This window comes from Cellulomonas timonensis (assembly GCF_900046455.1).
Lineage (GTDB): Bacteria > Actinomycetota > Actinomycetes > Actinomycetales > Cellulomonadaceae > Cellulomonas_A > Cellulomonas_A timonensis.
Map to the genome: position 1 here is coordinate 357,608 of NZ_FCOT01000011.1, position 23,919 is coordinate 381,526.

Annotated in this window: 24 protein-coding genes; 19 read left to right on the plus strand and 5 right to left on the minus strand. The window is 74.4% G+C overall.

The features are described 5' to 3' along the window. Window positions 1-23 precede the first annotated feature (23 nt). Window positions 24-1,322 (plus strand): glutamyl-tRNA reductase, encoded by a 1,299-nt coding sequence (locus BN3788_RS07180; protein WP_234346526.1) that lies wholly within the window; start codon window positions 24-26, stop codon window positions 1,320-1,322. Between the two features lie 48 nt (window positions 1,323-1,370). Here the strand turns inward: BN3788_RS07180 and BN3788_RS07185 are convergent, their stop codons facing one another. Continuing rightward, window positions 1,371-2,213 carry a hypothetical protein gene (locus BN3788_RS07185; RefSeq protein WP_234346563.1) on the minus strand — a complete coding sequence of 281 codons (843 nt, stop codon included), beginning with the start codon at window positions 2,211-2,213 and terminating at the stop codon, window positions 1,371-1,373. 274 nt (window positions 2,214-2,487) lie between these two features. Continuing rightward, window positions 2,488-3,927, minus strand: a complete 1,440-nt coding sequence (gene purB / locus BN3788_RS07190) for an adenylosuccinate lyase (protein ID WP_108723797.1) — start codon at window positions 3,925-3,927, stop codon at window positions 2,488-2,490. A gap of 101 nt (window positions 3,928-4,028) precedes the next feature. Between purB and BN3788_RS07195 the strand changes: the two genes are divergently transcribed. Genes BN3788_RS07195 through BN3788_RS07215 form a run of 5 tightly spaced genes read left to right on the plus strand, consistent with a single transcriptional unit; the run spans window position 4,029 to window position 8,323 of the window. Then, complete coding sequence (locus BN3788_RS07195; RefSeq protein WP_066583647.1) at window positions 4,029-4,772, plus strand: DUF4129 domain-containing protein; 744 nt, start codon at window positions 4,029-4,031, stop codon at window positions 4,770-4,772. Next, window positions 4,769-5,317 carry a hypothetical protein gene (locus tag BN3788_RS07200; protein ID WP_066583649.1) on the plus strand — a complete coding sequence of 183 codons (549 nt, stop codon included), beginning with the start codon at window positions 4,769-4,771 and terminating at the stop codon, window positions 5,315-5,317. Before BN3788_RS07195 ends, BN3788_RS07200 begins: the two co-directional genes overlap by 4 nt. Beyond that, complete coding sequence (locus BN3788_RS07205) at window positions 5,314-6,339, plus strand: AAA family ATPase (RefSeq protein WP_066583659.1); 1,026 nt, start codon at window positions 5,314-5,316, stop codon at window positions 6,337-6,339. Before BN3788_RS07200 ends, BN3788_RS07205 begins: the two co-directional genes overlap by 4 nt. Beyond that, window positions 6,336-7,745 (plus strand): DUF58 domain-containing protein, encoded by a 1,410-nt coding sequence (locus BN3788_RS07210; protein WP_066583662.1) that lies wholly within the window; start codon window positions 6,336-6,338, stop codon window positions 7,743-7,745. Before BN3788_RS07205 ends, BN3788_RS07210 begins: the two co-directional genes overlap by 4 nt. After that, entirely contained in the window at window positions 7,742-8,323 is a 582-nt protein-coding gene (locus tag BN3788_RS07215) for a hypothetical protein (RefSeq protein WP_147525082.1), read from the plus strand. Before BN3788_RS07210 ends, BN3788_RS07215 begins: the two co-directional genes overlap by 4 nt. Here BN3788_RS07215 and BN3788_RS07220 read toward each other — a convergent pair. Continuing rightward, window positions 8,295-9,269, minus strand: coding sequence for an EamA family transporter (locus BN3788_RS07220; RefSeq protein WP_066583668.1), 975 nt, complete (start codon window positions 9,267-9,269; stop codon window positions 8,295-8,297). The genes BN3788_RS07215 and BN3788_RS07220 overlap by 29 nt on opposite strands. Window positions 9,270-9,391: 122 nt before the next feature. Between BN3788_RS07220 and BN3788_RS07225 the strand changes: the two genes are divergently transcribed. After that, a complete protein-coding gene (locus BN3788_RS07225; RefSeq protein ID WP_066583670.1) occupies window positions 9,392-9,691 on the plus strand; it encodes a hypothetical protein in 300 nt (99 codons plus the stop codon). Continuing rightward, window positions 9,688-11,190 carry a hypothetical protein gene (locus BN3788_RS07230; protein WP_066583672.1) on the plus strand — a complete coding sequence of 501 codons (1,503 nt, stop codon included), beginning with the start codon at window positions 9,688-9,690 and terminating at the stop codon, window positions 11,188-11,190. Before BN3788_RS07225 ends, BN3788_RS07230 begins: the two co-directional genes overlap by 4 nt. Window positions 11,191-11,212: 22 nt before the next feature. Here BN3788_RS07230 and BN3788_RS07235 read toward each other — a convergent pair whose 3' ends face one another. Further along, window positions 11,213-11,593, minus strand: a complete 381-nt coding sequence (locus BN3788_RS07235) for a phage holin family protein (protein WP_066583673.1) — start codon at window positions 11,591-11,593, stop codon at window positions 11,213-11,215. 64 nt (window positions 11,594-11,657) lie between these two features. Between BN3788_RS07235 and hisC the strand changes: the two genes are divergently transcribed. The 7 genes from hisC (at window position 11,658) to BN3788_RS07265 (ending at window position 18,542) form a co-directional block, all read left to right on the plus strand. Then, window positions 11,658-12,722 carry a histidinol-phosphate transaminase gene (gene hisC, locus BN3788_RS07240; protein ID WP_066584375.1) on the plus strand — a complete coding sequence of 355 codons (1,065 nt, stop codon included), beginning with the start codon at window positions 11,658-11,660 and terminating at the stop codon, window positions 12,720-12,722. A gap of 191 nt (window positions 12,723-12,913) precedes the next feature. Then, window positions 12,914-14,083, plus strand: a complete 1,170-nt coding sequence (gene pdhA / locus BN3788_RS07245) for a pyruvate dehydrogenase (acetyl-transferring) E1 component subunit alpha (RefSeq protein WP_066583675.1) — start codon at window positions 12,914-12,916, stop codon at window positions 14,081-14,083. Then, complete coding sequence (locus BN3788_RS07250) at window positions 14,080-15,093, plus strand: alpha-ketoacid dehydrogenase subunit beta (protein ID WP_066583677.1); 1,014 nt, start codon at window positions 14,080-14,082, stop codon at window positions 15,091-15,093. Before pdhA ends, BN3788_RS07250 begins: the two co-directional genes overlap by 4 nt. A gap of 24 nt (window positions 15,094-15,117) precedes the next feature. After that, complete coding sequence (locus BN3788_RS20195; protein WP_390619846.1) at window positions 15,118-15,897, plus strand: biotin/lipoyl-containing protein; 780 nt, start codon at window positions 15,118-15,120, stop codon at window positions 15,895-15,897. Continuing rightward, the gene (locus BN3788_RS19735) at window positions 15,834-16,733 is read left to right on the plus strand and encodes a dihydrolipoamide acetyltransferase family protein (protein ID WP_390619848.1); all 900 of its coding nucleotides are present in this window, start codon (window positions 15,834-15,836) and stop codon (window positions 16,731-16,733) included. The genes BN3788_RS20195 and BN3788_RS19735 overlap by 64 nt, the downstream gene beginning before the upstream one ends. Before the next feature lie 373 nt (window positions 16,734-17,106). Beyond that, entirely contained in the window at window positions 17,107-17,862 is a 756-nt protein-coding gene (locus BN3788_RS07260) for a cysteine hydrolase (RefSeq protein ID WP_066583683.1), read from the plus strand. After that, window positions 17,862-18,542 carry an AmiS/UreI family transporter gene (locus BN3788_RS07265; protein WP_066583686.1) on the plus strand — a complete coding sequence of 227 codons (681 nt, stop codon included), beginning with the start codon at window positions 17,862-17,864 and terminating at the stop codon, window positions 18,540-18,542. Before BN3788_RS07260 ends, BN3788_RS07265 begins: the two co-directional genes overlap by 1 nt. Window positions 18,543-18,551: 9 nt before the next feature. Here the strand turns inward: BN3788_RS07265 and tmk are convergent, their stop codons facing one another. Then, window positions 18,552-19,343 carry a dTMP kinase gene (tmk, locus tag BN3788_RS07270; RefSeq protein ID WP_066583688.1) on the minus strand — a complete coding sequence of 264 codons (792 nt, stop codon included), beginning with the start codon at window positions 19,341-19,343 and terminating at the stop codon, window positions 18,552-18,554. A 203-nt stretch (window positions 19,344-19,546) separates the two neighbouring features. Here tmk and BN3788_RS07275 point away from each other — a divergent pair, with 203 nt between their 5' ends. The 4 genes from BN3788_RS07275 (at window position 19,547) to BN3788_RS07290 (ending at window position 23,911) form a co-directional block, all read left to right on the plus strand. Continuing rightward, window positions 19,547-20,233 (plus strand): hypothetical protein, encoded by a 687-nt coding sequence (locus BN3788_RS07275; protein ID WP_147525083.1) that lies wholly within the window; start codon window positions 19,547-19,549, stop codon window positions 20,231-20,233. 93 nt (window positions 20,234-20,326) lie between these two features. Next, window positions 20,327-21,166 (plus strand): YcnI family protein, encoded by an 840-nt coding sequence (locus tag BN3788_RS07280; RefSeq protein ID WP_066583696.1) that lies wholly within the window; start codon window positions 20,327-20,329, stop codon window positions 21,164-21,166. A gap of 8 nt (window positions 21,167-21,174) precedes the next feature. Next, window positions 21,175-21,801, plus strand: coding sequence for a copper resistance CopC family protein (locus BN3788_RS07285; protein WP_159066871.1), 627 nt, complete (start codon window positions 21,175-21,177; stop codon window positions 21,799-21,801). Window positions 21,802-21,805: 4 nt separating this feature from the next. Continuing rightward, window positions 21,806-23,911 carry a cytochrome c oxidase assembly protein gene (locus tag BN3788_RS07290; RefSeq protein WP_066583700.1) on the plus strand — a complete coding sequence of 702 codons (2,106 nt, stop codon included), beginning with the start codon at window positions 21,806-21,808 and terminating at the stop codon, window positions 23,909-23,911. Window positions 23,912-23,919: the final 8 nt, after the last annotated feature.

Here is a 23,919-nt window from a genome sequence, read left to right on the forward strand (position 1 = left end):
ATTCAATCTTCATCGTGGTGCTGATGTCATTGGTCGCCAGTCACCACGACCTCGACCTCGCGGTGCTGGAGCGGCTCTCCGTCGCGACGCATGCGGTCGGACGCGAGATCGTGTCCGAGTGCCCGCCTGTCGCCGGGTCCGTGGTGCTCGCGACCTGCAACCGGTTCGAGCTGTACCTGGACGTCGTCGCCTCCGAGCACGCCTCGGACGTGCGGGCCGCGGCCGCCGCCGTCGTGTCCGCGCACACCGGCTACCCCGCCGAGAAGGTCGCCGCCGAGGTGCATGCGCGCCTCGGCATCGACGTCGCCGAGCACCTGTTCGCCGTCGCGTCCGGGCTCGAGTCGATGGTGGTCGGGGAGCGCGAGATCGCCGGCCAGGTGCGTCGCGCGCTGACGGCGGCACGCCGGGACGGCACCACCACCTCCGAGCTGGAGGGGCTCTTCCAGACGGCCTCCCGGACCTCCCGCGCCGTGGAGGCCGACACGGGCCTCGGCGGCGCCGGGCGGTCGATGGTGTCGGTGGCCCTGGACCTCGTCGAGGACGGCCTGCCGGCCTGGCCGGACGTCCGCTGCGTCCTGGTCGGCACGGGCTCCTACGCGGGGGCCAGCCTGGCGGCCCTGAAGTCGCGCGGCTGCCGCGACATCCACGTCTTCTCGCCGAGCGGCCGCGCCCTGGCGTTCGCGGAGGCGCGGGGCGTCCACGCGCTGACCACTCGGGACCTCGCGAGCGCGCTGCCGGACGTCGACCTGGTCGTGGCGTGCAGCGGGGCGGCCGGCGCCGTCCTCCAGGCGGATGCGCTCGCCGCCGTCCGGGGTGACGCGGCGCGGCCCCTGGCGATCGTCGACCTCGCCCTGCGGCACGACGTGGACCCCGAGGTGCGATCGCTGCCTGGAGTGCGGCTCGGGAGCCTGACCACGGTGAGCGAGCACGCGCCGGATGAGCAGCCCCCGCCGATCGAGGTGGCGCGGGCGATCGTGCACCGCACCGCCGCCGATTTCGCGGCGGGGCAGCGGGGGCGCGCGTGGAACCCCGCGGTGATCGAGCAGCGGGTCCGGGTGCTGGGCCCGATCGAGCGGGCGTCCCGCGCGTCCGAGCAGGGCGGCGAGGGCGCCGTGAGGCTTCGGGCGGAGCGGCGGCGCGCCCGGGCGGCCCTGCACGGGCCGACGGTGCGGGCGCGTGAGGCGGCTCGGGTTGGTGACGCCGAGGCGTTCAGCGCTGCGCTGGCCGAGCTGGCCGCAGTGCCGGCGCCTGAGTTGCCCGGGCTGACGGCGCCGCCGCGTGACGAGGGACTCACCAAGCGGACAAGCGCACGCCGGGCCTGAGCGGGGGGGAGCCAGGCCCGGCGTGCGGTCCGGGGGAGCGTGGGACTGTCAGGCCCACGCCTTCTGTGCTGGTCCGGGTGCCCAGGTGTGCGGCACGACTTGGTTGGTCTGGATGTCCGTGAGCTCGGCGGCGTAGACGATCGCCTCGTAGACGCCCGCCTCGACCCGGTCCAGGCGGAGCTGCTCGGCGCGGTCCACGTCGTCACCGAGGTGGGAGATGCGCGCCACGACGTAACGCTGCGCGTCCTGCCACTGGTCGACGACGCGGACGTTGAGGCCGTTCCAGCGGGCGGTGAGGTCCAGCTCGAACAGCTCGCTGACCTCCTCGCGGGCGACGCGGCGGTACCAGCGGCCGGCGGGGGACTGTTGGAAGTCCGTCTCGAACAGCGGCGGGTTGGCGAGCGCCAGCACCACCGTGTTCCCCTCGTCGACCACGTCGGCCTCGAGGTAGGCGCCGTGCCACTTGGCCACGGGGCCCACACAGCGGGAGAGCGACGCCAGGGCGGGGCGCTGCGCCCCGAGTTGTGTCACGGTCCACCCAGTGCCGACATCGCCGTAGTGGCCCAGGAGGATCTGGGTCCCGTCGGCGAAGATGCGCACGAGCTCCGCGCCCGGGGGGATGCGGGAGTGGCGCAGCCACCACAGCGGCACGATGTAGCCAGGCACATCCTTGTACTGGAGCTGCGGGGAGGACTCGAAGCGCAGCACGTCGATGGACGGCGCGTACGGGCTGAACGGGGTTCCGGGGTAACCGAGTCCGTGCACCTCGAAGAGCTGTGCGGGCGTCGTGGCGAAGGACACGTCCTCCGCGCGGACCACGTATCCCGCCACGCGATCGTGACCGACGCTCAGGTGAGCGCGAGTCAGAGCGGGCGTGATCGCCTTCTGCATCAGAGTCACGATGGCACCCTCGCCAAATCGGAAGTACCGGACGTTCCGGAATCGAGTCCCGATTGTGCAACGAATCCGGGCATGTGTCCAGAACTCACCCAGACGGCCCACAGGTTCTGGACCACTTCCGGGTGGCCTCCCCGGAGACCGCGTTCCGATCAGGCGCCTCACCCGCCCACCCAAGACGCGCTGACCTGCGCATCGCTAGGTGGAGAGCGATATCTGAGAGGTTGGTGAGGATCTGGTTGGACCCGCTCCCATCGGACCGGACTACTCAGCCTTCGAGGTAGCCGACCAGCTGCTCCGCGAGGCCCGTGTACGAGCCCGGCTCCAGCGCCGCCAACCGGGCCGCGACATCCTCCGGAAGGCCCAGCCCGGCGATGAACTCACGCATGTCGTCGGCGGTGAGCCGGCGCCCGCGCGTGAGCTCCTTGAGCCGCTCGTACGGGTTCTGCATGCCCGTGACGCCCGCCACCGCGGCCGCGCGCATCGCCGACTGCACCGGCTCGCCCAGGACCTCCCAGTTCTGGTCCAGCTCGCGGGCCAGCAGGCCGGCGTCCACGGACAGCGCCCGCAGGCCGCGCCGCACGTTGTCGATCGCGAGCAGCGAGTGGCCGAACGCCGGGCCGATGTTGCGCTGCGTCGTCGAGTCCGTCAGGTCGCGCTGCAGGCGGCTGGTGACGAGGGTCGCGGCCAGCGTGTCGAGCAGCGCGCAGGACAGCTCGAGGTTCGCCTCGGCGTTCTCGAAGCGGATCGGGTTGACCTTGTGCGGCATCGTCGACGATCCCGTCGCGCCCGCCACGGGGGTCTGGATGAACACCCCGCGCGAGATGTACGACCACACGTCGGTGGCCAGGTTGTGCAGCACCCGGTTGAACCGCGCGATGTCCGCGTACAGCTCGGCCTGCCAGTCGTGCGACTCGATCTGCGTGGTCAGCGGGTTCCAGGTGAGCCCCAGGTGCTCGACGAACGTGCGCGACACCTCCGGCCAGTCGGCGCCCGGCACCGCGACCACATGCGCGCCGTACGTGCCGGTGGCGCCGTTGAGCTTGCCGAGGTACTCGTCGGCCTCGATCCGGCGGAGCTGGCGGCGCAAGCGATGCGCTAGCACGGCCAGCTCCTTGCCGAGCGTGGTCGGCGTGGCGGGCTGCCCATGCGTGAGCGCCAGCATCGGGACCGCTGCGAGATCGCGGGCCATCGCCGCGACGTCGTCGACCAGGGCGACCGCGGCCGGCAGCCAGACCTCGCGGACGGCGCCGCGCACCATCAGCGCATAGGAGAGGTTGTTGATGTCCTCGCTGGTGCACGCGAAGTGCACGAGCTCGCTGACCGCTGGCAGCACGGTGTCGGGGCCCAGCGTGGCGGGCGCCTCGGCCAGGCGGCGCTTGAGGAAGTACTCGACGGCCTTCACGTCGTGCACCGTCGTGCGCTCGATCTCGGCGAGCTCGGCGACCTCGTCCGGGCCGAACGTCGCCACGACGTCGCGCAGGTACTGCCGCTCCGCGGCCGACAGCTCCGGAGCCCCCGGCACCACCTGCTGCGACGTGAGGTGGATCAGCCACTCGACCTCGACGTGCACCCGCTCGCGGTTGAGCGCCGCCTCGGAGAGGTGGTCGACCAGCGGCGCCACCGCCGAGCGGTAGCGGCCGTCGAGCGGCCCCAGGGCGATGGGGGGAGTCACGTCGGCCAGGCTCACGCGCGCGGGGGAGGTCATGGCCGTCATCATCCCAGAGGGCGCCGGGTGTCCCACGGGCTGTCCGCCGCGACGTGGCTACAGTGTGCCGATCCGAGACCACAGCGACGGGACGGCGAGGCGTGCGACCTGAGACCGCCAGGGGCCTGCTGCCCACCGCGCTCGTGGCCATGCTCGTGGTCGCGTCGGTGATCGCCGCGGCCGTCGCTGGCCCGTGGACGATCGGACGACGCGACGTCGGCGCCCCCGATTTCGTCTTCACCCCGCCTCAGCAGACCCCGTCCGCGCTGCCCGAGTCGCTGCCCGACGGGCTGGCGGCGGCCGAGGCGCTGCCCGCCTGGCTCGGCTGGGTCGGCGCCGTGTTCGCCGCGCTGTGCGTGGCGGTGCTGCTGTGGCTGCTGGTCCTGGCTGTGCGGGCACTGCTGCGCACCTGGGCGGCACGCGACCAGACAGCCCGCGACGAGGCGCCTGACGACTTGGTCATCGACGCCGACGACGAGGCCGCAGCGCCCGTCCTGCGCGCAGGCGTCGCACGTGCCGCGCAGGCGCTCGCGGGTGAGGCGGAGCCCGCCGACGCCGTGGTGGCCGCCTGGGTCGCGCTGGAGGAGGCCGCGGAGCGCAGCGGTGTCGAGCGGGACCCCGCCCAGACGGCGAGCGAGCTCACCGTCGACGTGCTCGACGGGACGCGCGCGGACCCGGACGCCACACGCGCCCTGCTGGGCCTCTACCTGACGGCGCGGTTCAGCGACCGCCCCGTCACCGACCAGGACGTCCGGCGCGCGCAGGAGTGCCTCGCGGTGCTCGCCGACGGCCTCGGCGACCGGCGCGACACCGACGCGGAACCGGCGCTCGAGGGTCGCCCATGAGGCGGCTGGCGCGTCTGGCCGGGCGCCCCCTCATCCTCGGCGGCGGCGGCGCGTTGATCGTCTGGGCCGTGGGCCTCGCCCTGACGTCGGCGCTGCTCGTCGGGCTCGCGCTGGCTGTCGCCGTGGTGCTGCTCGAACGGGTCGAGCCCGACGCGGACGCCTGGCGTGTGCATGAGCATGAGCCGCGCCGGCATGGGGCGCGCGGCGAGGTGCAGGACCTCGCCTGGGCGATGGTGGCGCGCGACGGCCGCGTCGGGGAGCGCGCCCACCGGGTGCTGCGGGCCACCGCCGCCGTCCGGCTCGCCCGCCACGGCGTGCGGCTCGAGGAGCCCGACGACGACGCCGCACTGCGCGAGCTCGTCGGCGCCCGGGCGCACCGCACGCTGACCACCACCGGCCTCCCGCTGCCGCGGCTCGCCGACGTCCGCCATGCGGTCGGCGTGCTGGAGGAGCTCGGGACACCCCGGGCGACCCCGGTGGCCGACGCACCGCTCCACCTCGACCGCACGCCCGCCCCCAGAGCCTCCGGGAGAACCGTCCGATGACCAGCACCGCTCTCTCCGTCCCCGAGGTCGCCGCCCGCGGCCGTGCCGTGCTCGACGAGGTCGGGACGGTGGTGGTGGGCATGCGCGAGCCGCTGCGGGTTGCGCTTGCGGCGATCCTCGCCGGAGGCCATGTGCTGTTCGAGGACGTGCCTGGCCTCGGCAAGACGCTCGCCGCCCGCAGCCTGGCCACGGCGCTCGGCCTCGACTTCCGCCGCGTGCAGTGCACCCCCGACCTGCTGCCGTCGGACCTCACCGGATCGAGCGTGTTCGACCCCGCCACCGCGACGTTCGCGTTCCGACCCGGCCCGGTGTTCACCGGCCTGCTCCTCGCCGACGAGATCAACCGCACCGCCCCCAAGACGCAGTCCGCGCTGCTGGAGGCCATGGCGGAGCGACAGGTCACCGTGGACGGGACGACGTACCGGCTGGCCGAGCCGTTCCACGTCGTCGCCACCTCGAACCCGGTGGAGTACGAGGGCACCTACCCGCTGCCCGAGGCGCAGCTCGACCGCTTCATGGTGCGGCTCGCCGTCGGCTACCCCGACCGCGACGCCGAGATGGACGTGCTGGGCCGCCGGCTCGCCCGCCGCCGTGAGCACGCCGACGTGCGGCAGGTGGTCGACGCCGCCGCCCTCACGCAGATGCAGGCCGGCGTTGAGGCCGTGGCCGTCGACCCGGACGTGCTCGGCTATTGCGTGGACCTGGCCGCCGCGACCCGGGCGCACGCCGCCGTCGAGGTGGGCGCCTCGCCGCGCGGCTCGCAGGCGCTGGTGCTCGTGGCGCGCGCGCTCGCGGTGCTCGACGGGCGCGACTTCGTGGCGCCGGAGGACGTCAAGGCCGTGGGCGTCGCGACGCTCGCGCACCGGATCTCGCTGAGCCCGCAGGCGTGGGCCACGGGCCTGGCGCCGCAGCGCGTGGTCACCGAGGTGCTGGGCCGGACGCCGGTGCCGCCGACGGTCCGGCGCGGCGAGCCCGTCGCGGTGGGCGGCACGGCGGGGCGCCGGGCTCCGGGCGTCGAATGAGCGACCGGGCGCCGGGCGTCGGCGGGCGGTGGACGCGGAGCCGCGCGGCTGGGGCCGGCGCCGTGGCGAGTGCCGCGCTCCTCGTGGCGGGCGGCCTGCTGGGCCGGCCCGACGTCGCTGTGCTGGGCGCGGCGCCACTGGTGGCGGCGGCCTGGGACCTGTGGCGCCGGCCGTCGGGGGAGCTCACGGTGCGCCTGACGGGATGGTCCGACGGTGCCGCCGCCGACGCCGATCCGGAGGGAGCCGGCTCCGTCCCCGACGCGGCGCGCGGTAGCGCCGACACGGCGACTGGGCGTGCCGACGCGGCGACGGCGCGGCCCGGCGCGGTCCGGGCCCGAGTGCTGCTGGACGCCCCGCCCGGGATGACGGCCGCGCTGGTCGGCGTGCGGCGGGCCGGCCGGGACGCCGCCGAGCTGCTGGTCCGCGTCGATCGGACGCGGACCCTGCCGGTGGTGGTGCGCACGGTGCGGACCGGCCCACAGGAGGTCGCCACCGTCGACGCGCAGGGCATCGGATCGGGCGCCGCGAGCATCGGGGAGCCCACGGACCCGGTGGGCCGCACCGCGCTGGTGCTGCCCAGCCCGTCGGCGCTGCGGGACCTGCCGCTCCCGCCGAGGCTGCGCGGGCTGACCGGCGCGCACACGTCACGTCGGCCGGGCGAGGGCGGCGACCTGCGCGATGTGCACATGTTCGCGCCGGGGGACCGGCTGCGCCGGATCGACTGGCGGGTCACGGCTCGGCGCGCCCCTGACCTGCGCGAGCTGTACGTGCGCCGGGAGCACGCGCTCGCCGAGGCCGTCGTGCTGCTCGTCGTCGACTCCCGGGACGACGTCGGACCCGACCCCCGCACGTGGCGTGGCGCCGAGGGCCCGCGCGCGCAGGACCCCACCTCGCTCGACCTGGGCCGGCATGCGGCGGCCTCGCTCGCGCAGCGCTACCTCGCGGCCGGCGACCGGGTGGGGCTCGACGACCTCGGCGCGCGCCGCCGCCCGCTGCCGCCGGGGGGTGGGCGTCGTCAGCTCGACCGCACCCGGCCCGCCCGGGCGGTGACGCCCCCCGGGGGCGAGCCGCCGAAGCGGCTGCGCCCGCCGCAGATCCCCTCCGGCGCGCTCGTCGTGGTGTTCTCCACTTTCCTGGACGACGAGGCGTCCCGCGTCGCTGGGCGGTGGCGCCGGGCCGGGCATCGGGTGATCGCCGTCGACGTGCTGCCCGACGTGCGCGATCGGCATCTGGACGACCGGGAGCGGCTCGCGCCGCGCATCGTGCGGCTGGGCCGGGAGGACCGGCTCGCCGAGTTGGCCGACCTCGCCGTCGGGGTGGTCTCGTGGCGTGACGACCCCGCCGTCACCCTGGCCGGCCTGGCCCGGCGCGGCCGTCGGCGGCCGGGCGCGGGGGGGCCGGCATGAGGCGCCTGCGGGGCTGGGCCCTCACGGTGGCGTCGCGGCGGGACGATGTCGAGGTCGACATCGGGCCCTGGGCGCCGGCCTGGGCGCTGCGGCTGGTGCTCGCTGCCGTCGCCGCGCTGGCCCTGGCGGTCGCGTGGTCGGGGCCGGGTCCGCAGCCGCCCACGTCGGTGGTGGTGGCGCTCGGCCTGCTCGTCGCGGTGCTGGCCTGGGCGCCCGGGCTCGGGCTGTCCGGGATGGTGGTGCTGGTGGTCGGCGCCCGAGTGCTGTTCGGCGGTGTGCCGCCCCTGGGGTCGACGATGGCGCTGGTGCTGCTGGTCCACCTGCTGCTGTGGCTGGGCGCCGTGGCCGCGCGGACCACGCGGCGGACGCGCGTCGAGCTGGCGGTGCTGGCCTCGGGCGCACGGGAGACGGCAGTGCTGCAGGTCGGCGCGCAGGCGTTGACAGTCGTCGCCGCCGTGGTGGCCGAGGGCGGGCTGCCGCCGGGAGACGGCTGGCGGGTCGCGGCGCTCCTGCTGGCGGGCGTCGTCGTCGTGCTGGCGCTGCCGCGGCCTAAGGAGTTGTGGTGGAGGCGGGGCTGACCTGAGCGACGTCGACGGCCTCGACGGCACCTCGCCGGGACGTCTCCGCCAGCCCGATGCCCGCGAGCACCACCACCGCGCCGACGAGCTGCACCGCCGTCATCGCCTCGCCCAGCACCACCCAGGCGACGGCTGAGGCCGCCACGGGCTCCGACATGCCGAGCAGGCCCGCACGCGCCGCGCCGAGCCGGCGGATGCCCACCAGGAACAGCAGGTACGGCACGGCGGTGCCGAGCACCACGATGCCGAGCACGAGGAGCCACATCGGCGCCCGCACGTCGGCCAGTGGCCCGGCGAGCGGAGTGTCCTGGGTGAGCACACCGCGCGGGAAGGTCCACAGCGGTTGCAGCACCACCCACAGCAGCGCCGCGAACGTCATCGACCAGGCATGCGTGGTGAGCGGCTCGCGGCGGGTCATCAGCCGCTCGCCCAGCAGGTAGTAGGCGGCCAGCGCGACGGCGGCGCCCAGCCCGGCGGCGATTCCCAGGCCGTCGAGCACGATGCCGTCGCCCACCTGCGCGACGAGCGCCAGGCCGGCCAGGCAGGCGGCCAGCGCCCACCACACCCGCGCGCGGACCTGCTCGCGCAGCACGAACCTGGCCCACAGCGCGACGAGCAGCGGGGCGGTGTACTCGAGCAGCAGCGCGAGCCCGACGGGCAGCCGGGAGATGGCCACGAGGTAGCACCACTGCACCAGGGCGACCCCCACGACACCGAGCAGCGCCAGCACGGCGAGCTCCTTGCCGCGGGCGCGCAACGCGCGGGGATTGACGATGAGGGCCACTCCGACGAGCAGCACCGCGGAGCCCAGGCAGCGGAGCTCGACGAGCCGCTCCGGGCTGAGGCCGGACTGCATCGCGAGTTTGGCGACTGTGCCGTTGACGGCGAACAGGACCGATCCGGTGAGGATCGCGAGGGCGCCCCAGGGCGCGGAGCGGCGGCGCACCTGCCGAGGCTAGTGCCGGCGCACCCCCAGGCCGAGGAGTTTCCGTGGCCGTCCCCTGGGGGTTGCCGTGCAGGAGTTGCCGGGGTGTGCGCCTGCCTAACGTCCGGCGCATGAGGATGGCGATGGCACCGACCGGGCAGGCGGCGATCTCACCCGTCGTGGCAGCCGCCGCCGGACACGTCGACGAGGCCGCCCGGGCCCTCGCCGCGGCAGCACAGGTCGACTGGGTGTCGGATGCGGCCGACCGGTACCGCGCCGCCCTCGATGAGGCGCAGCAGGCCGTCGCCCGCACCGCGCGCGACGTCGACACGGCCTATGACGCGCTCCGGCAGCACGATCGCGCCACCGCGCTGGCCTGCGTCGCGATGCGCGCCGATGCCGCCTATGGGCTGCTCGGCCAGCCCGCTGGCAGGCAGTGGTGACCGACCTCGGCGGCGGGATCGAGGTGTCCGGCGGGCGCGGCGGCACCGTGGCGCGGCTCGCGGACCTGAACCAGGCCGCCCAGTCGCTCGAGACGGCCGCCGACCGGCTCGACGACGCCGCGGCGGCACTGGCCGCCGCATCCCAGGCCACCTGGGAGGGAGACGAGGCTCTCGGCTCGGGACGGGTCGCACGGACGGCCCTCGCCCCACTGCTCAACGGCCTCGGCTCACCCGGTGAGACCGCCGAGTCGCTCCGCGCGCTCACCCGGTCGCTGCGGGCCGCCGCCGAGGGGTACGAGCAGGCGGAAGGCGCCGTCGAACGACTGGTGCGCGGGCTCGTCGGGGCGCAGGCGTCGTGGGTCGGCGAAGGGCCGCTCGGCTGGCCGATGTCCTGGGTGGCGGGCGTCCACCTGACGACGGGGGCAGGGCTCGTCGCGCTCTGGAGCAAGGGCCGCACCGGCCGATGGCCCGACCCGACGTCGATGGTGCGCGGCGGAGGCGTGGAGCTGCTGCTGCACGGCGTGACCAGCCACCTGCAGGCGCTGCGCCCGGGCGCGCAGCTCGGGCCGCCACACCCCGTGGGCAGCGCGGCGCAGCCGTGGGCGGCGATCCTGGGCCATCGCCAGGTGAGCGTCGCGGTGCTCGGCAGCACTCGCGCCCTGGACGGCGACGCCCGTCCACGCGACGACGCCGGACTGCTCAGGCTGATCGACGACTCCTACCCCGGCGGCGCCCACGGAGGGCTCGGGGTGGTGAGCGTGCTGCGCTTCGACCAACCCGACGGCTCACGCAGCTGGGCAGTGGCCATCCCGGGCACGCAGCAGTCAGGCCCGGAGGGCGACAACCCGATGCGCGCCATGACCAACATCTCCCTGATGGCGGGCATGCCCGATGGCGCGAGCGACCTCGTCCTTCAGGCGCTCGACCAGGCCGGCGCCGAGCCCGGGGAGCCCGTGCTGCTCGCGGGGCACAGCCAAGGCGGGATGGCGGCCATGGCCGTGGCCTCCGCCGCGGCAGTCACTGGCCGCCACGCGGTCACGCATGTGCTGACCGCCGGATCCCCGGTGGCCGGGATGGCCGCGCCACGAGGCGTCGCCACCAAGCACCTGGAGCATTCCACCGACATCGTGCCCACGCTCGACGCGCTGCCGTCGCCGGACACCCCGCAACGCCTCACGGTGTCCGTCGACCTCAGGGCGTCCACCGATCCGGCCGACCGCCTGGCCTCCCGCGACCTCCTCGACTCGCATGACCTCACCACCTATGCCCGCAGTGCGGAGCGGGTCGAGGCCGCAGGGGAGCAAGACCCGTCGCTGCGCGCGTGGCGGGACTCGGTGCAGCGCGACATCTACGGCCCGGACGGCACCACCGTCACGCTCACCCAGTACCAGGGCTCCCAGCCGGTCACCCCGGACGTCGTCGGCCGGCCCGGCACAGTGGCGGGCCTGCCGCAGCCGCCCAGCCTGGGGCCCCTGGTCCACCCCGCGGTGACCCGATGAGGCGCCTGGCCGGCGCCGTGGCTCAGCGGCGGCGTCCCGGGGCCAGCACGCTGAGCACGAAGCTGACGATCGAGATCACCAGCGCGCCCAGCACCGCGGTGCCGAAGTTGTCGACACGGAGCCCCCAGGTGGCCTGGTTCGTGATCCAGGCCGTGAGCAACAGCATCAGGGCGTTCACCACCAGGGTGAACAGCCCCAGCGTGAGGATGTACAGCGGCAGCGAGATGAGTTTGACGATCGGCTTGACGATCGCGTTGACGAGGCCGAACACGAGGCCGATCAGCAGGATCACGCCGATGGCCTGCCACGTCGAGTCGGTGCCGACGATCACCAGGCCGGGCAGGATCAGTGTCGCGAACCAGATGGCGATGCCGTTGATGATCACGCGCAGCACGAAGCTCATGACTCGATCCTGCCATCCGGGCCGTCGCCGCAGCGCGCGAACGCGGCGGTGGCATGCTGTGGCAGTGCCCCAGGTTCCGCTCCGCCCCGCTGTCGCCGCACTGCCGCCCTACGTCCCGGGCGCCCGCGCACTCGTCGGAGCGGCGGCGTTCAAGCTGTCCTCCAATGAGAACCCGTTCCCGCCACTGGGATCGGTGGTGGCCGCCATCGCCGACGGCGCGATGGACGTCAACCGGTACCCGGACATGTACGCGACTGAGCTCACCGAGGCGATCGCGGCCCACCTGGGCGTGAACCCCGCCGGGGTGGTCACGGGCAACGGCTCCGTGGCGGTGCTCAGCCACGTGCTCGCCGCGGTGTGCGACGCGGGTGACGAGGTGGTGTTCCCCTGGAGGTCGTTCGAGGCGTACCCGATCGCCGTGGGCATCGCCGGAGCGCGGGCAGTGCAGGTGCCGCTCACCGCCGACGGCCGCCTGGACCTGCCCGCGATGGCGGCGGCCGTGACGGACCGGACCCGCGTGATCCTGTTGTGCACCCCCAACAACCCCACGGGCCCGGCGGTACGGGCCGACGAGCTCGCGGAGCTGCTCGACGCGGTGCCGCGCGACGTGCTCGTGGTGCTCGACGAGGCGTACGTGGAGTTCGTGCGGGACCCGCTGGCGGCGGATGGCCTGGCGGTGTTCGCGGCGCGACCGAACGTGGTGCTGCTGCGCACCTTCTCGAAGGCGTATGGCCTGGCGGGGCTGCGGGTCGGCTTCGCGGTGGCCCGGCCACGGCTGGCGGCGGGGATCCGGGCGGTGTCGACGCCGTTCGGGGTCTCGCACCTCGCGCAGCTCGCGGCCGTGGCCTCGCTGCGCGCCGCGGACGAGCTGATGGTCCGGGTGGAGGCCGTGGTGGACGAGCGGTCGCGGATGCTCGCCGGGCTGCGCGCGCAGGGCTGGGAGGTCCCGGACAGCGAGGCCAACTTCGTGTGGCTGCCGCTCGGGGATCGGGCGCTCGCGTTCGCGGGGGAGTCGGCCCGGTCCGGTGTCCTGGTGCGGCCGTTCGCCGGTGACGGGGTGCGGGTGAGCGTCGGCGAGGCCGAGGCCACTGACCTGCTGCTGGAGGTCGCGGAGGGCTTCGCGCGCTGACGTCCCGCGACACGCGCTGACGCCGTCGTGAGGGCGGTGCTGAGGTGGAGATCCGCATGGTCGTCGGGGTCATGTGGGATGTCGACAAAGCGGTGTGGCAAGGGTTGTCCGCGACGCCCGGGACAACCTACGGTTGCGTAGCCTACGCTCACGTAGGTTCGTTCTGACCGTTTTTCGCCCTTGCTGCCGGCATGCGAAGGAGACCGCGCGTGAGCACGTCTGGCCCACTCACCGACGATGGGCTCGTTCAGCTGCTGACCCCTGCGGGGCAGCGGGTCGAGCATCCCGACTACTCCGGCCGCATCGCGCACCTCGACGCCGAGGCGCTGCGCGGCCTCTACCGCGACATGGTGATCGTGCGCCGGTTCGACGCCGAGGCCACCGCGCTCCAGCGCCAGGGCGAGCTCGGCCTGTGGGCCCAGTGCCTCGGCCAGGAGGCAGCGCAGATCGGCTCGGGTCGTGCGCTGCGCGCGCAGGACTACGTCTTCCCGTCCTACCGCGAGCACGGCGTGGCCCACACCCGCGGGCTGGACCTGGCCGACCTGCTGCGCCTGTTCCGCGGCATCGACCACGGCGGCTGGGACACCGAGGCGCACAACTTCCACCTGTACACGCTGGTCATCGGCTCGCACACCCTGCACGCCACCGGCTACGCGATGGGCGTGCAGCGCGACGGCGCCGTCGGCACCGGCGACCCGGACCGCGACACCGCAGTGGTCACCTACTTCGGCGACGGCGCCACCTCCCAGGGCGACGTCAGCGAGGCGCTCGTCTTCGCCGCCGTGAACAACGCGCCGATGGTGTTCTTCTGCCAGAACAACCAGTGGGCGATCTCCGAGCCCACCACCCGCCAGTCCCGCGTGCCGATCGCCGACCGGGCACCCGGCTTCGGCATACCCAGCGTGCGCGTCGACGGCAACGACGTGCTCGCCTGCTACGCCGTGACCGCCGAGGCGCTCGAACGGGCGCGCAGCGGGGGAGGCCCGACGTTCATCGAGGCGTTCACCTACCGGATGGGCGCGCACACCACGTCGGACGACCCCACCCGCTACCGGTCCGCCGCCGAGGAGGACTACTGGGCCCGCCGCGACCCGATCGACCGCCTGCGGCTGCACCTGGAGGCGATCGGCGAGCTCCCCGCCGAGTTCACCGCCGACCTCGACGCCGAGGCCGCACGGCTCGGCGAGCGGCTCCGCACCACGGTGCGCGGCTGGGAGGCCCCCGACAGCGCCTCGATGTTCGAGCACGTCTACGCCACGCCGAACGCGATGGTCGAGACGGAGCGGGCCTGGTTCGAGGCCTACGAGGGCTCATTCCTGCCCGCGACGGGCGCCGCTGACACGACGGGAGCCGCCCGATGAGCGACATGAGCGGCGTCCAGCGCCTGACTCTCGGCAAGGCGATCAACCTGGGGCTGCGCCGCTCGCTGGAGCAGGACCCGAAGGTGCTCCTCATGGGCGAGGACATCGGCGCCCTGGGCGGGGTGTTCCGCGTCACCGACGGCCTGCACAAGGACTTCGGCGGGGAGCGCGTCGTCGACACGCCGCTCGCCGAGTCGGGCATCCTCGGCACGGCCATCGGCCTGGCCCTGCGCGGCTACCGCCCGGTGTGCGAGATCCAGTTCGACGGCTTCATCTTTCCGGCGTTCGACCAGATCACGACGCAGCTCGCGAAGATGCACTACCGCTCGCGCGGCCGGCTGACGCTGCCCGTCGTCATCCGCGTGCCCTACGGCGGCGGCATCGGCGCCATCGAGCACCACAGCGAGTCGCCCGAGGCGCTGTTCGCGCACACCCCGGGCCTGCGGGTGGTGAGCCCGTCGAACCCCGCCGACGCCTACGCGATGATCCAGCAGGCCATCGCGTCACCCGACCCGGTGCTGTTCTTCGAGCCGAAGGGCCGGTACTGGGACAAGGGCGACGTGGACCTGGGCCCCGTCGCCGCGCCGCACGCCGAGGCCGCCACCGGCCTCGACCGCGCCCAGGTGCTGCGGTCCGGCACGGACGTGACCGTCGTGGCGTACGGCCCCACCGTCGCCACCGCGCTCAAGGCGGCCGACGCGGCAGCGGCAGAGGGCACGAGCATCGAGGTCGTGGACCTGCGGACGCTCTCCCCGCTGGACGTCGAGACGGTGGTCGCCTCGGTGCGCCGCACGGGCCGCTGCGTCGTGGTCCACGAGGCGCCGACGGTCTACGGGACGGGCGCCGAGGTCGCCGCGCGGGTCACCGAGGAGTGCTTCTACCAGCTCGAGGCCCCGGTGCTGCGGGTCGGCGGCTTCCACACCCCGTACCCCGTCTCGAAGATCGAAGAGGACTACCTGCCCGGCCTGGACCGTGTGCTCGACGCCGTCGACCGCACCCTGACGTTCTGATCCCTGGCGTGTGAGGAGACCACGGTGCCGATCTACCAGCAGTTCAACCTGCCCGACGCGGGCGAGGGCCTGACCGAGGCCGAGATCGTCGCGTGGCACGTCGCCGTCGGCGACACCGTCGAGGTCAACCAGACCATCGTCGAGATCGAGACGGCGAAGTCGCTGGTCGACCTGCCGAGCCCGTTCACCGGCGTCGTCACCCGGATCATGGTCGAGCCCGGCACGACGGTGGACGTCGGCACCCCGATCATCGAGGTGGACACCGACCCGCACGGCGCCGCGCTGGCTCCCGCCCCGGCGCCGGCAGCCGTCGAGGCGAGCGGCGTCGACGGCGAGGCCCGTGAGGCCGTCCTCGTCGGCTATGGCGTCACCGGCCAGGGCTCGGCGCGACGTGCCCGGGTCGCCCGCCCCGCCGCGGGGTCCGCCCCGTCCGCACCCGCACCCGCACCCGCACCCGTCGCGCAGCCCGCGGCCCCGGCCCCGGCGGGCCCCCCCCCCCGGCGCCGCCAGCCGCGGAGGCGGGCGGCGCCGCCGGGGAGGCCGGGGAGGCCGCCCTCGTCGCCTGTGGCGGCCCCGGCCGGGGCGCGGCGCGCCGGCCCCGGGCCGCCCGCCCCGCCGCGGGGTCCGCCCCGTCCGCACCCGCACCCGCACCCGCACCCGTCGCGCAGCCCGCGCCGGTTGCCCAGGCGCCAGCGCCCGCTCAGCCCGCCCCCGCTCAGCCGGCGCCCGCCCGCCCGCAGGTGCTGGCCAAGCCGCCGGTGCGCAAGCTGGCCCGTGACCTCGACGTCGACCTGGGCTCCGTGACGCCCACCGGCCCCGGCGGCATCGTCACGCGTGAGGATGTCGTCGCCCGCGCAGGCGAGGCGTCGGCCCGGGCGCTCGCCACGTACCCCGGCGATGACGCGCCGTGGCTGGCGCAGGGGACCGTGAGCGGCGGCGGCCGCCAGACCCGCGTGCCGGTGAAGTCGGTGCGCAAGCGCACTGCCGAGGCGATGGTCGCGAGCGCGTTCACCGCGCCGCATGTCACGGTGTTCCACACGCTCGACATCACGAAGACGATGAAGCTCGTGGCCCGCCTGCGTGAGGACCGCGAGTTCGCGGACGTGCGTGTCACCCCGCTGCTGATCGCCGCGAAGGCGGTGCTCACGGCGGTGCGCCGCCACCCGGAGATCAACGCGAGCTGGGATGACGCCGCTCAGGAGATCGTCTACAAGCACTACGTGAACCTGGGCATCGCGGCGGCGACCCCGCGCGGGCTCGTGGTGCCGAACATCAAGGACGCCCACACCCTCGGCCTCAAGGACCTGGCGCTGGGCATCTCCGAGCTGACGGCGACGGCACGCGCTGGCCGCACGACCCCCATGGACATGTCCGACGGCACCATCACGATCACGAACGTCGGCGTGTTCGGCATCGACACCGGCACCCCGATCCTCAACCCGGGCGAGGCGGCGATCCTGGCCTTCGGCGCCATCCGCCAGCAGCCGTGGGTGCACAAGGGGAAGATCAAGCCGCGTCAGGTGACCCAGCTCGCGCTGAGCTTCGACCACCGCTTGGTGGACGGCGCGCTGGGCGCGAAGTTCCTGTCCGATGTCGCGGCGGTGCTCGCCGAGCCCGCACAGGGCCTCGTCTGGGGCTGACGGCAGCCGACGCCTGCCACGCGAGCGGGTGGCAGGCAGCTCGAGCATTCCCACTGGCTGAGATGCCGCGTACCGAATAATGGTCGGGCGGCGAAGGCGGTGCTACCTTCGCCGCATGTCCGACGCGATGAACGCCCTGGTCCGCTGCGTGCGGCCCTGCGTCCGCGTCTGTATGTCGCCGTCGACCGTGCGCTGACGCGCCACCTGACGGCCTGCCCCTGTTCGACCTCTCCCGGATGCGACGCGTGTCCGGGCTCCGCGTGCCTCGCACGCGCTGACGGCTGCTGCGCGCCTCGTGGCCCGCCAGCCCTTTTGACGCACCCCGCAACGCCGCGCGCGCTCAGCGCCGCGGTCGAAGAGCCCGGAGGCTCCCATGTCTGTCGACCTTCCCGTCGCACGTCGCGTGACCCCGCTGGACCCCGTCGAGCTGGACCCGGCAGTGCTCGGCCACCCGGCGTCGAACATCGCCTCGATCCCGCCGCTCGCCGCCCAGTGGGCCTCGCTCGACCTCCGCGAGATCCTCTCCCGGCCGGCGGCGTTCCTGTCCGTCAGCCAGTCCAACTCGCTCTACCGCCCCGGCGGCGTGCAGTACGCCGAGGGGCACGCGTTCCGCGGCAGCCTTCCCGCGACCGTCCAGGCAGTGCAGGCGGCACGCCGGGCGTCGAACTTCGTCTCGTTCGCGTGGATCGGCTACTCGGTGTTCCGTGACAGCTACCCGGGCACCGACTTCGACCGGGCGCAGTACGCGTCCTGGACCGGGCACATTGACGCGACGCCCGAGCAGATCGCGTGGGACAACGCGCTCGTCCCCGAACTCGCGGAGCTCGTGGAGCCGGGCGACAGCACGCTGGACGAGAAGGCCCTGCAGACGGCGTTCGTGGGCACGGACCTCCCGCTCGAGCTCGCGCGCAAGCGGGTCGAGGTCGTGGTGATCACCGGCATCCACACCGACTGGTGCATCGAGGGGAACGCCCGGGCGGCCCGCGACCACGGCCTGCTGCCCATCGTCATCGGCGACGCGACCGGCACGCAGCACCCCGATCAGGAGGCGGCGACCTTCGAGCGCATCAACAACTACTTCGCACCCGTGATCTCGTCGGCGACGTTCGTCGAGCTGGTGACCCGCTGATGGGCAACGTCGGCCTGCTGCTCGTCGGGGCGGTGCTGTTCGTCAACGGCGTCTCCTCCCTCGGGCTGGTGTCGGCGCGCAGCGCCGCCCCGCTCAACCTGTTCGTCGGCACCGCGCAGGTGGTGCTGCCCACGCTCGTGCTGGTGCAGCACGGGTCGGATCCGGCCGTCGTGGCGGCCACCTGGCCCAGCTACCTGTTCGGGTTCACGTACCTGTGGTTCGGGCTGCTCTCGCTGCGGGGCATCGAGCCGCAGGGCTTCGGGTTCTTCAGCGCGTTCGTCGCGGCGGTGGCGCTGTTCCAGGCGGTCGCGACAGTGGGGACGGATCCGGTGTTCGCGGTCATCTGGGCCACCTGGGCCGTCATGTGGTCGCTCTTCTTCGTCCTGCTCGGCCTGGGGATCAGCCAGGTCCGGGGCCTGGACCTGGGGCGCGCCACCGGTTGGTTCCTCACGCTGCTGGGCATCCCCACGTGCACCGTCGCGGCGGTCTTCCTCATCGACGGGCGGTGGACGACCTCGCCCCTCGCGGGGGTCGTCGCGCTCGCGGGCCTCATCCTCGGCGCCGTGGCGTCGGTCCTCCTGGCCAGGGCCGGTCTGCCCCGGCTGGCGCCCGCGGGCGCCCCCGAGCGGGGCGCGGCGGCGGTTGGCGTCCCGGCTGCCGAGGCGTTCGCCCGCGCCTGATCGCACACCTCACACGAGGACGCTGGTGCCCTGCTCGGGTGTCCGGGGCGGCTCGGAGGAGTGCGGGCCCTTGGCGGGCGCGCGCGGTTCGGGGGCGGCCGTCGTCTCGTCCTGCGGGGCGGCGGCGCCCTCGGCGGGCGCGCCGCCCCGCAGCCGGTCCTGCAGGTCTTGGGCGGCGGAGTCCACGAGGCTGAGCACGTCCCGGGCGACCTCGTCGATCGGGCGGGCGCCGTCGATCACGTGGTACGCGGTGCGCCGGCCCCACGGCTGCTCGAGGTACGTCTGGCGGGAGTCGATCAGGCGTCGCAGGTCGATGTCCTGCTTCTGGCGCAGCGATCCCTCGCGGTGCACGATGCGGCTGGCGGCGGTCTCGGCGGGGACGTCCAGGCAGATGGTGACGTCGGGGGCGGGCGCGAACCGGTTGAGCTGCACGAGCCAGTCCATCTCCGTCACGCCGCACGCCTGGAAGAACGTGTAGGTCGCGAAGACGTACTGGTCGGCGATGACCGTCTCCCCGCGATCGAGCCGTGGACGGATGACGGTGCGGGCATGGCGGGCGAGGTCGAAGGCCGCGAGCAGGGCCAGCTCGCGCATCGCCTCCGGGGTGCGCCGGTCGAGGCTCTCCACCGAGCGCACGAGGTCGTCGCCGCGGTACAGGTCGGTGGGCTGGCGCGTGGCGTGGACCGGGCGGCTGTCGCGCAGGTGCTCGGCGATCCGCGCGGCCTGTGTCGTCTTCCCGCTCGCGTCGATGCCGCACACGGCGACCAGCAGGCCGCGGGTCGTCGTCTCCTCGGTGCTCATGCGCTCAGGATGGCGCAAACCAGGAGAGTTCGGGAACTTCTGTCGAAACGATCCTGCTCATCCTGATCACGGTTGGGTGACGGCGGCGGTGGGGCGCCGCGTGACGCCACGGAGTGACGGGCTCAGGGGCGCGTCTCCGCATAAACGATTCGGACATGGGCGGCCCTCCGGCGACGGGCCACGCGCTGCATAGGGTGCCCTGCATGGCCTCACCGGCGAGCGGACCGTTGCGGCTGGCCCGCGCGCTCGCGCTGACCGCCGTGGTGTTCGGCCTCGCGGCGGGCGCCCATGTCGCCGGGGGAGCCGAGCTGCCCGCGCCGACAGTCCTCGCGCTGTTGGCCGCTGTCGTCCTCGCCGGGTGCGTCGTCGCGACGCGGTCCCGTCTGGGCCTCGTCGCCGTGGGGTGCCTGCTGGGCATCGGACAGGTGGCTCTGCACCACGCCTTCGGGCTGTTGGCGACCTCACCGGCCTGCGCGCCTGTGGCGGCCCCCGCGGCCGACGCCGGGCACGCGCACCACGGCGGCCATGAGGCGGTGAGCGCCGGCTGCGGGGCGTCGTCGGATGCCGTGGCCGCACCGCTGGACGGGTGGGCCTCCGGCCTGACACATGGCCAGCTCGTCGATCGGACCATGCTGTTCGCGCACGTCGCGGCCACGCTCGCCGCCGCGCTCGTGCTGCTCCTCGGGGACCGCGCGCTGTGGTGGCTCGCCGCCTGGCTGCGTCCCGCGCTGGAGCGGCTTGCCGCCGTCGTGCGCATCCCGGAGGGCGTCCTCCCGGGCGCCCCGCGCGGCCACATCCTCGTCGCGGGCCCGCAGCTCCAGCCCGGCCCCGCGGGGGTGCGCGGGCCACCCGGCGGCCAGTCGTCGGGCCCTCCCGGGCCGCGCACGTAGCGCGCGGCTGACGGGACCGGTCCGGCCTGCGCCCCGACCGACGTCCCGCGCCCGCCGCCGATCGTGCGGGCCACCAGCCTCGAAGGACCCACCATGCGTTTACCCCTGCCCGCCCGCGCGGGCGCCCTCGCCAGCACGCTCGCCCTCGCCGGCGCGCTGCTGCTCGTCGCGCCCGCCGCCTCAGCCCATGTCACCGTCATCCCGGAGCGCACCGCCGCTGGCGGCTGGGCGCGCCTGACGTTCCGGGTGCCCAACGAGTCCGCCTCCGCGGGCACCACACGGCTCCAGGTGCGCCTGCCGGCCGAGTCCCCGCTCCTGCACGTCTCGGCGCTCGCGGTGCCGGGCTGGACCGCCACCGTGGAGAGGGCGGCGCTGGCGAACCCCGTGACGAGCCACGGCACGGAGATCACGGAGGCGCCGTCCGTGGTGACGTGGACGGCAGATCCCGGCGTGCAGATCGGCCCGGGCCAGTTCCTGGAGTTCGCCATCTCGGGCGGGCCGCTGCCGGAGGCGGGCACGACACTGGTGCTGCCCGCCGAGCAGACGTACTCGGACGGCACCGTGGTGGCGTGGGACGAGGTGGCGGCGGGGGACGAGGAGCCCGCGCATCCGGCGCCGGCTTTCACGGTCACCACCGCCGAGGGCGACGCGCACGGGGCGGCGACGGACGTCACACCCACAGCCGCGTCCGACAACGCCGTCGCAGCCGAGCCGGCGGCGCAGCAGGGCTCCGACGCCGACTCGGGCCAGGCAGGGGGCGACAGCGCAGGTGACGGCGGCGCCGCGGGCGGCGATCCGGTGGCCCGCGCGCTCGGGGGCCTCGGAGCCGTGGCGGGGCTGCTCGCCTTGGCGCTCACCTGGGCGCGCCGCCGCACGGCAGCCGCCCCGGAGGCCAGATCGGAAGTTCGGCCCTCCGGCGAACAGAGGCGATGATGGTCGACATGTCCCGCATTCCTGTCGCCCTGCGCCCTGCGCGGCGTGCCCTCGCGGCGGTCATCGCCGCGTTCGTCCTCGTCGGCCTCGGCGCCGGCGGCGCGAGCGCTCACAACTCCTTGCGCTCCACCGACCCGGCTGACGGCTCGACGGTCACCGTCGTGCCCGAGCAGCTCACTCTCACCTTCGACCAGCCCGCGTTGGCGATCGGCACCGAGATCGCGGTGCTGGCTCCCGACGGCAGCCTCGTGAGCGCGGGCGAGCCGGTGCTCGTCGACTCGAGCGTCAGCCAGCCCATCGAGGGGGTGCTGCCGGCTGGCACGTACACCGTGCAGTGGCGGGTGACCTCGGCGGACGGCCACCCGCTGTCAGGAGAGCTGTCCTTCACCGCGTCGGAGGCCACGGCCATCGGCGTCGAGGCCCCCGCGGAGACGGCCGAGCCCGTCGCCGAGGAGGAGCCGACGGCGGCGGCCGAGGAGTCGCAGCCCGAGGCCGTCGTGACCTCCGCGGTGGTGGAGCCCGAGGAGGACGACGCGCTGTCCACCGGGCAGATCATCGGCATCGGCGCGCTCGTGATGGTCATCGCGGGCGGGGTGCTGGTCGCGCTGCGCATGAGCCAGCGGAAGAAGAACTGAGCCGATGACCGTGCGCGAGGCGCCCCCAGCCCCTGACACCGACCACCACCCCCGGGTCGGCGTCGGGGGGCGCCTCGCGCTGCTCGCGGGCAGCGGCGCGCTGCTCGCCGTCCTCGGCGTGTGGATGTCGGGCGCCGCGGTGCCCGGCTTCCTGCGGGACCCGGGCGCCGTGGTGCGCTGGGGGCTCCCCGTCGTCACCACGCTCACCGAGCTCGCCGGGTCGCTCACCCTCGGCGCCCTGGTCCTGGCCATCGGTGTGCTCCCGCGCCGGGCCGCGGCGGCGGAGGGGACGGCCTCGTCCCGCGCGATGCGCGACGGCGGCGGCGCGAGCCCTGTCGTGGGCGACGGCCACGCGCGCAGCCTGGTCCTCGCCGGGGTGTCCGCGGCCGTGTGGACGGTGCTGAGCATGGTCCACCTGGTGCTGACCTACGCCTCGGTGAGCGGTCGCCCGCCGGACTCGGCGACGTTCGGCGAGGAGCTCGGCGTCTTCGTCACGCAGATCGACCTGGGCCGCACGCTCATCCTGGTGACGACCCTCGCAGCGGTCGTCACGGCCCTCGCCCTACTGGTCGCGACCCCGACGGGCGCGGCCTGGACGGCGGTGCTCGTCGTCGTCGCGCTGTGGCAGCAGGCGCAGACCGGCCACGCCGCCGGATCGGCCAGCCACGACCTGGCCACCACGTCGATGTTCGTGCACCTGGTCGGAGCGGCGGTGTGGATCGGCGCCCTGGCGGCGCTGGCGGTGCTGCTGGGCCGGCTGGGCGCGGACCTGGGACCGGCGGTGGCCCGCTACTCGGTGATCGCCGGCTGGTGCTTCGCGGCGGTCGCCGTGTCCGGGCTGGTCAACGCCGTGGTCCGGGTGGGCGGCCTGGACGGGATGGCGAGCCGCTACGGCGTGCTGGTCATCGTCAAGGCGGTGCTGTTCGGCGCCCTGGGGCTGCTGGGGTTGTGGCACCGGCGCCGCGTCATCCCGGCGCTGGCCGGCGCCGACACCCGGGGGGCCGGCGTGCGGCTGTTCTGGCGCCTCGTCGCCGTCGAGCTCGCCGTGATGGGCGCCGTCTCCGGGGTGGCCGCCGCGCTCGGCTCGACGTCGCCGCCGGTGCCGGACGAGCCGATCGGCGACCCGACGCCCGCGGAGATCGTCACCGGCCACGCGCTGCCGCCCGAGCCGACGCCTTTGCGCTGGCTCACCGAGTGGCGCTGGGACCTCATGTTCGCCTTCGCCGCCGTCGCCGGGATCGTCGTGTACCTGGCCTGGGTGCGACGCCTGCGCAAGCGCGGGGACTCATGGCCGATGAGCCGCACTGTCATGTGGGTGGCCGGGCTGGTCATCTTCTTCTGGACGACGTCCGGCGGCCCCGCCATGTACGGCCATGTGCTGTTCAGCGCGCACATGGTGCAGCACATGATCCTGGCGATGGTCATCCCGATCCTGCTGGCGCTCGCGGCGCCGGTGACGCTGGCGCTGCGGGCGCTGCCGTCCCGGTCGGTGTCGCTGCGCGGGGACGCGTCGCGAGGCCCTCGCGAGTGGATCCTGGTGCTGGTGCACAGCCGGCTCGGCCAGTTCTTCGCGAACCCGATCGTCGCGGCCGTGAACTTTGCCGGGTCGATGATCGTCTTCTACTACACCAACGCGTTCGAGTGGGCCCTGACCAGCAGCGTCGGGCACATCGTCATGGTGGTGCACTTCTCGCTCGCCGGGTACCTGTTCGCGAACGGCCTGATCGGCGTGGACCCCGGCCCCAAGCGCCCGCCGTACCCGCAGCGCATCCTGGTGCTGTTCGGCACGATGGCCTTCCACGCGTTCTTCGGGGTGACGCTCCTCAACGGGGAGTCGCTGCTCGTGGCCGACTACTTCGGGCTGCTGGGCCGCGAGTGGGGCCCGTCCGCGATCGCCGACCAGCAGAAGGGCGGCGGCGTGGCGTGGGGCATCGGCGAGCTGCCGACCTTGGCGTTGGCCGTCGGCGTCGCCGTGTCCTGGGCGCGTGACGACGAGCGGGTCGCGCGTCGCCGTGACCGGCGGGTGGACCGTGACGGGGACGTCGAGATGGACGAGTACAACGCGATGCTGGCCCGGATGTCCGATCGCGACGGCGCCGCGCCACACTGATCTGCGCG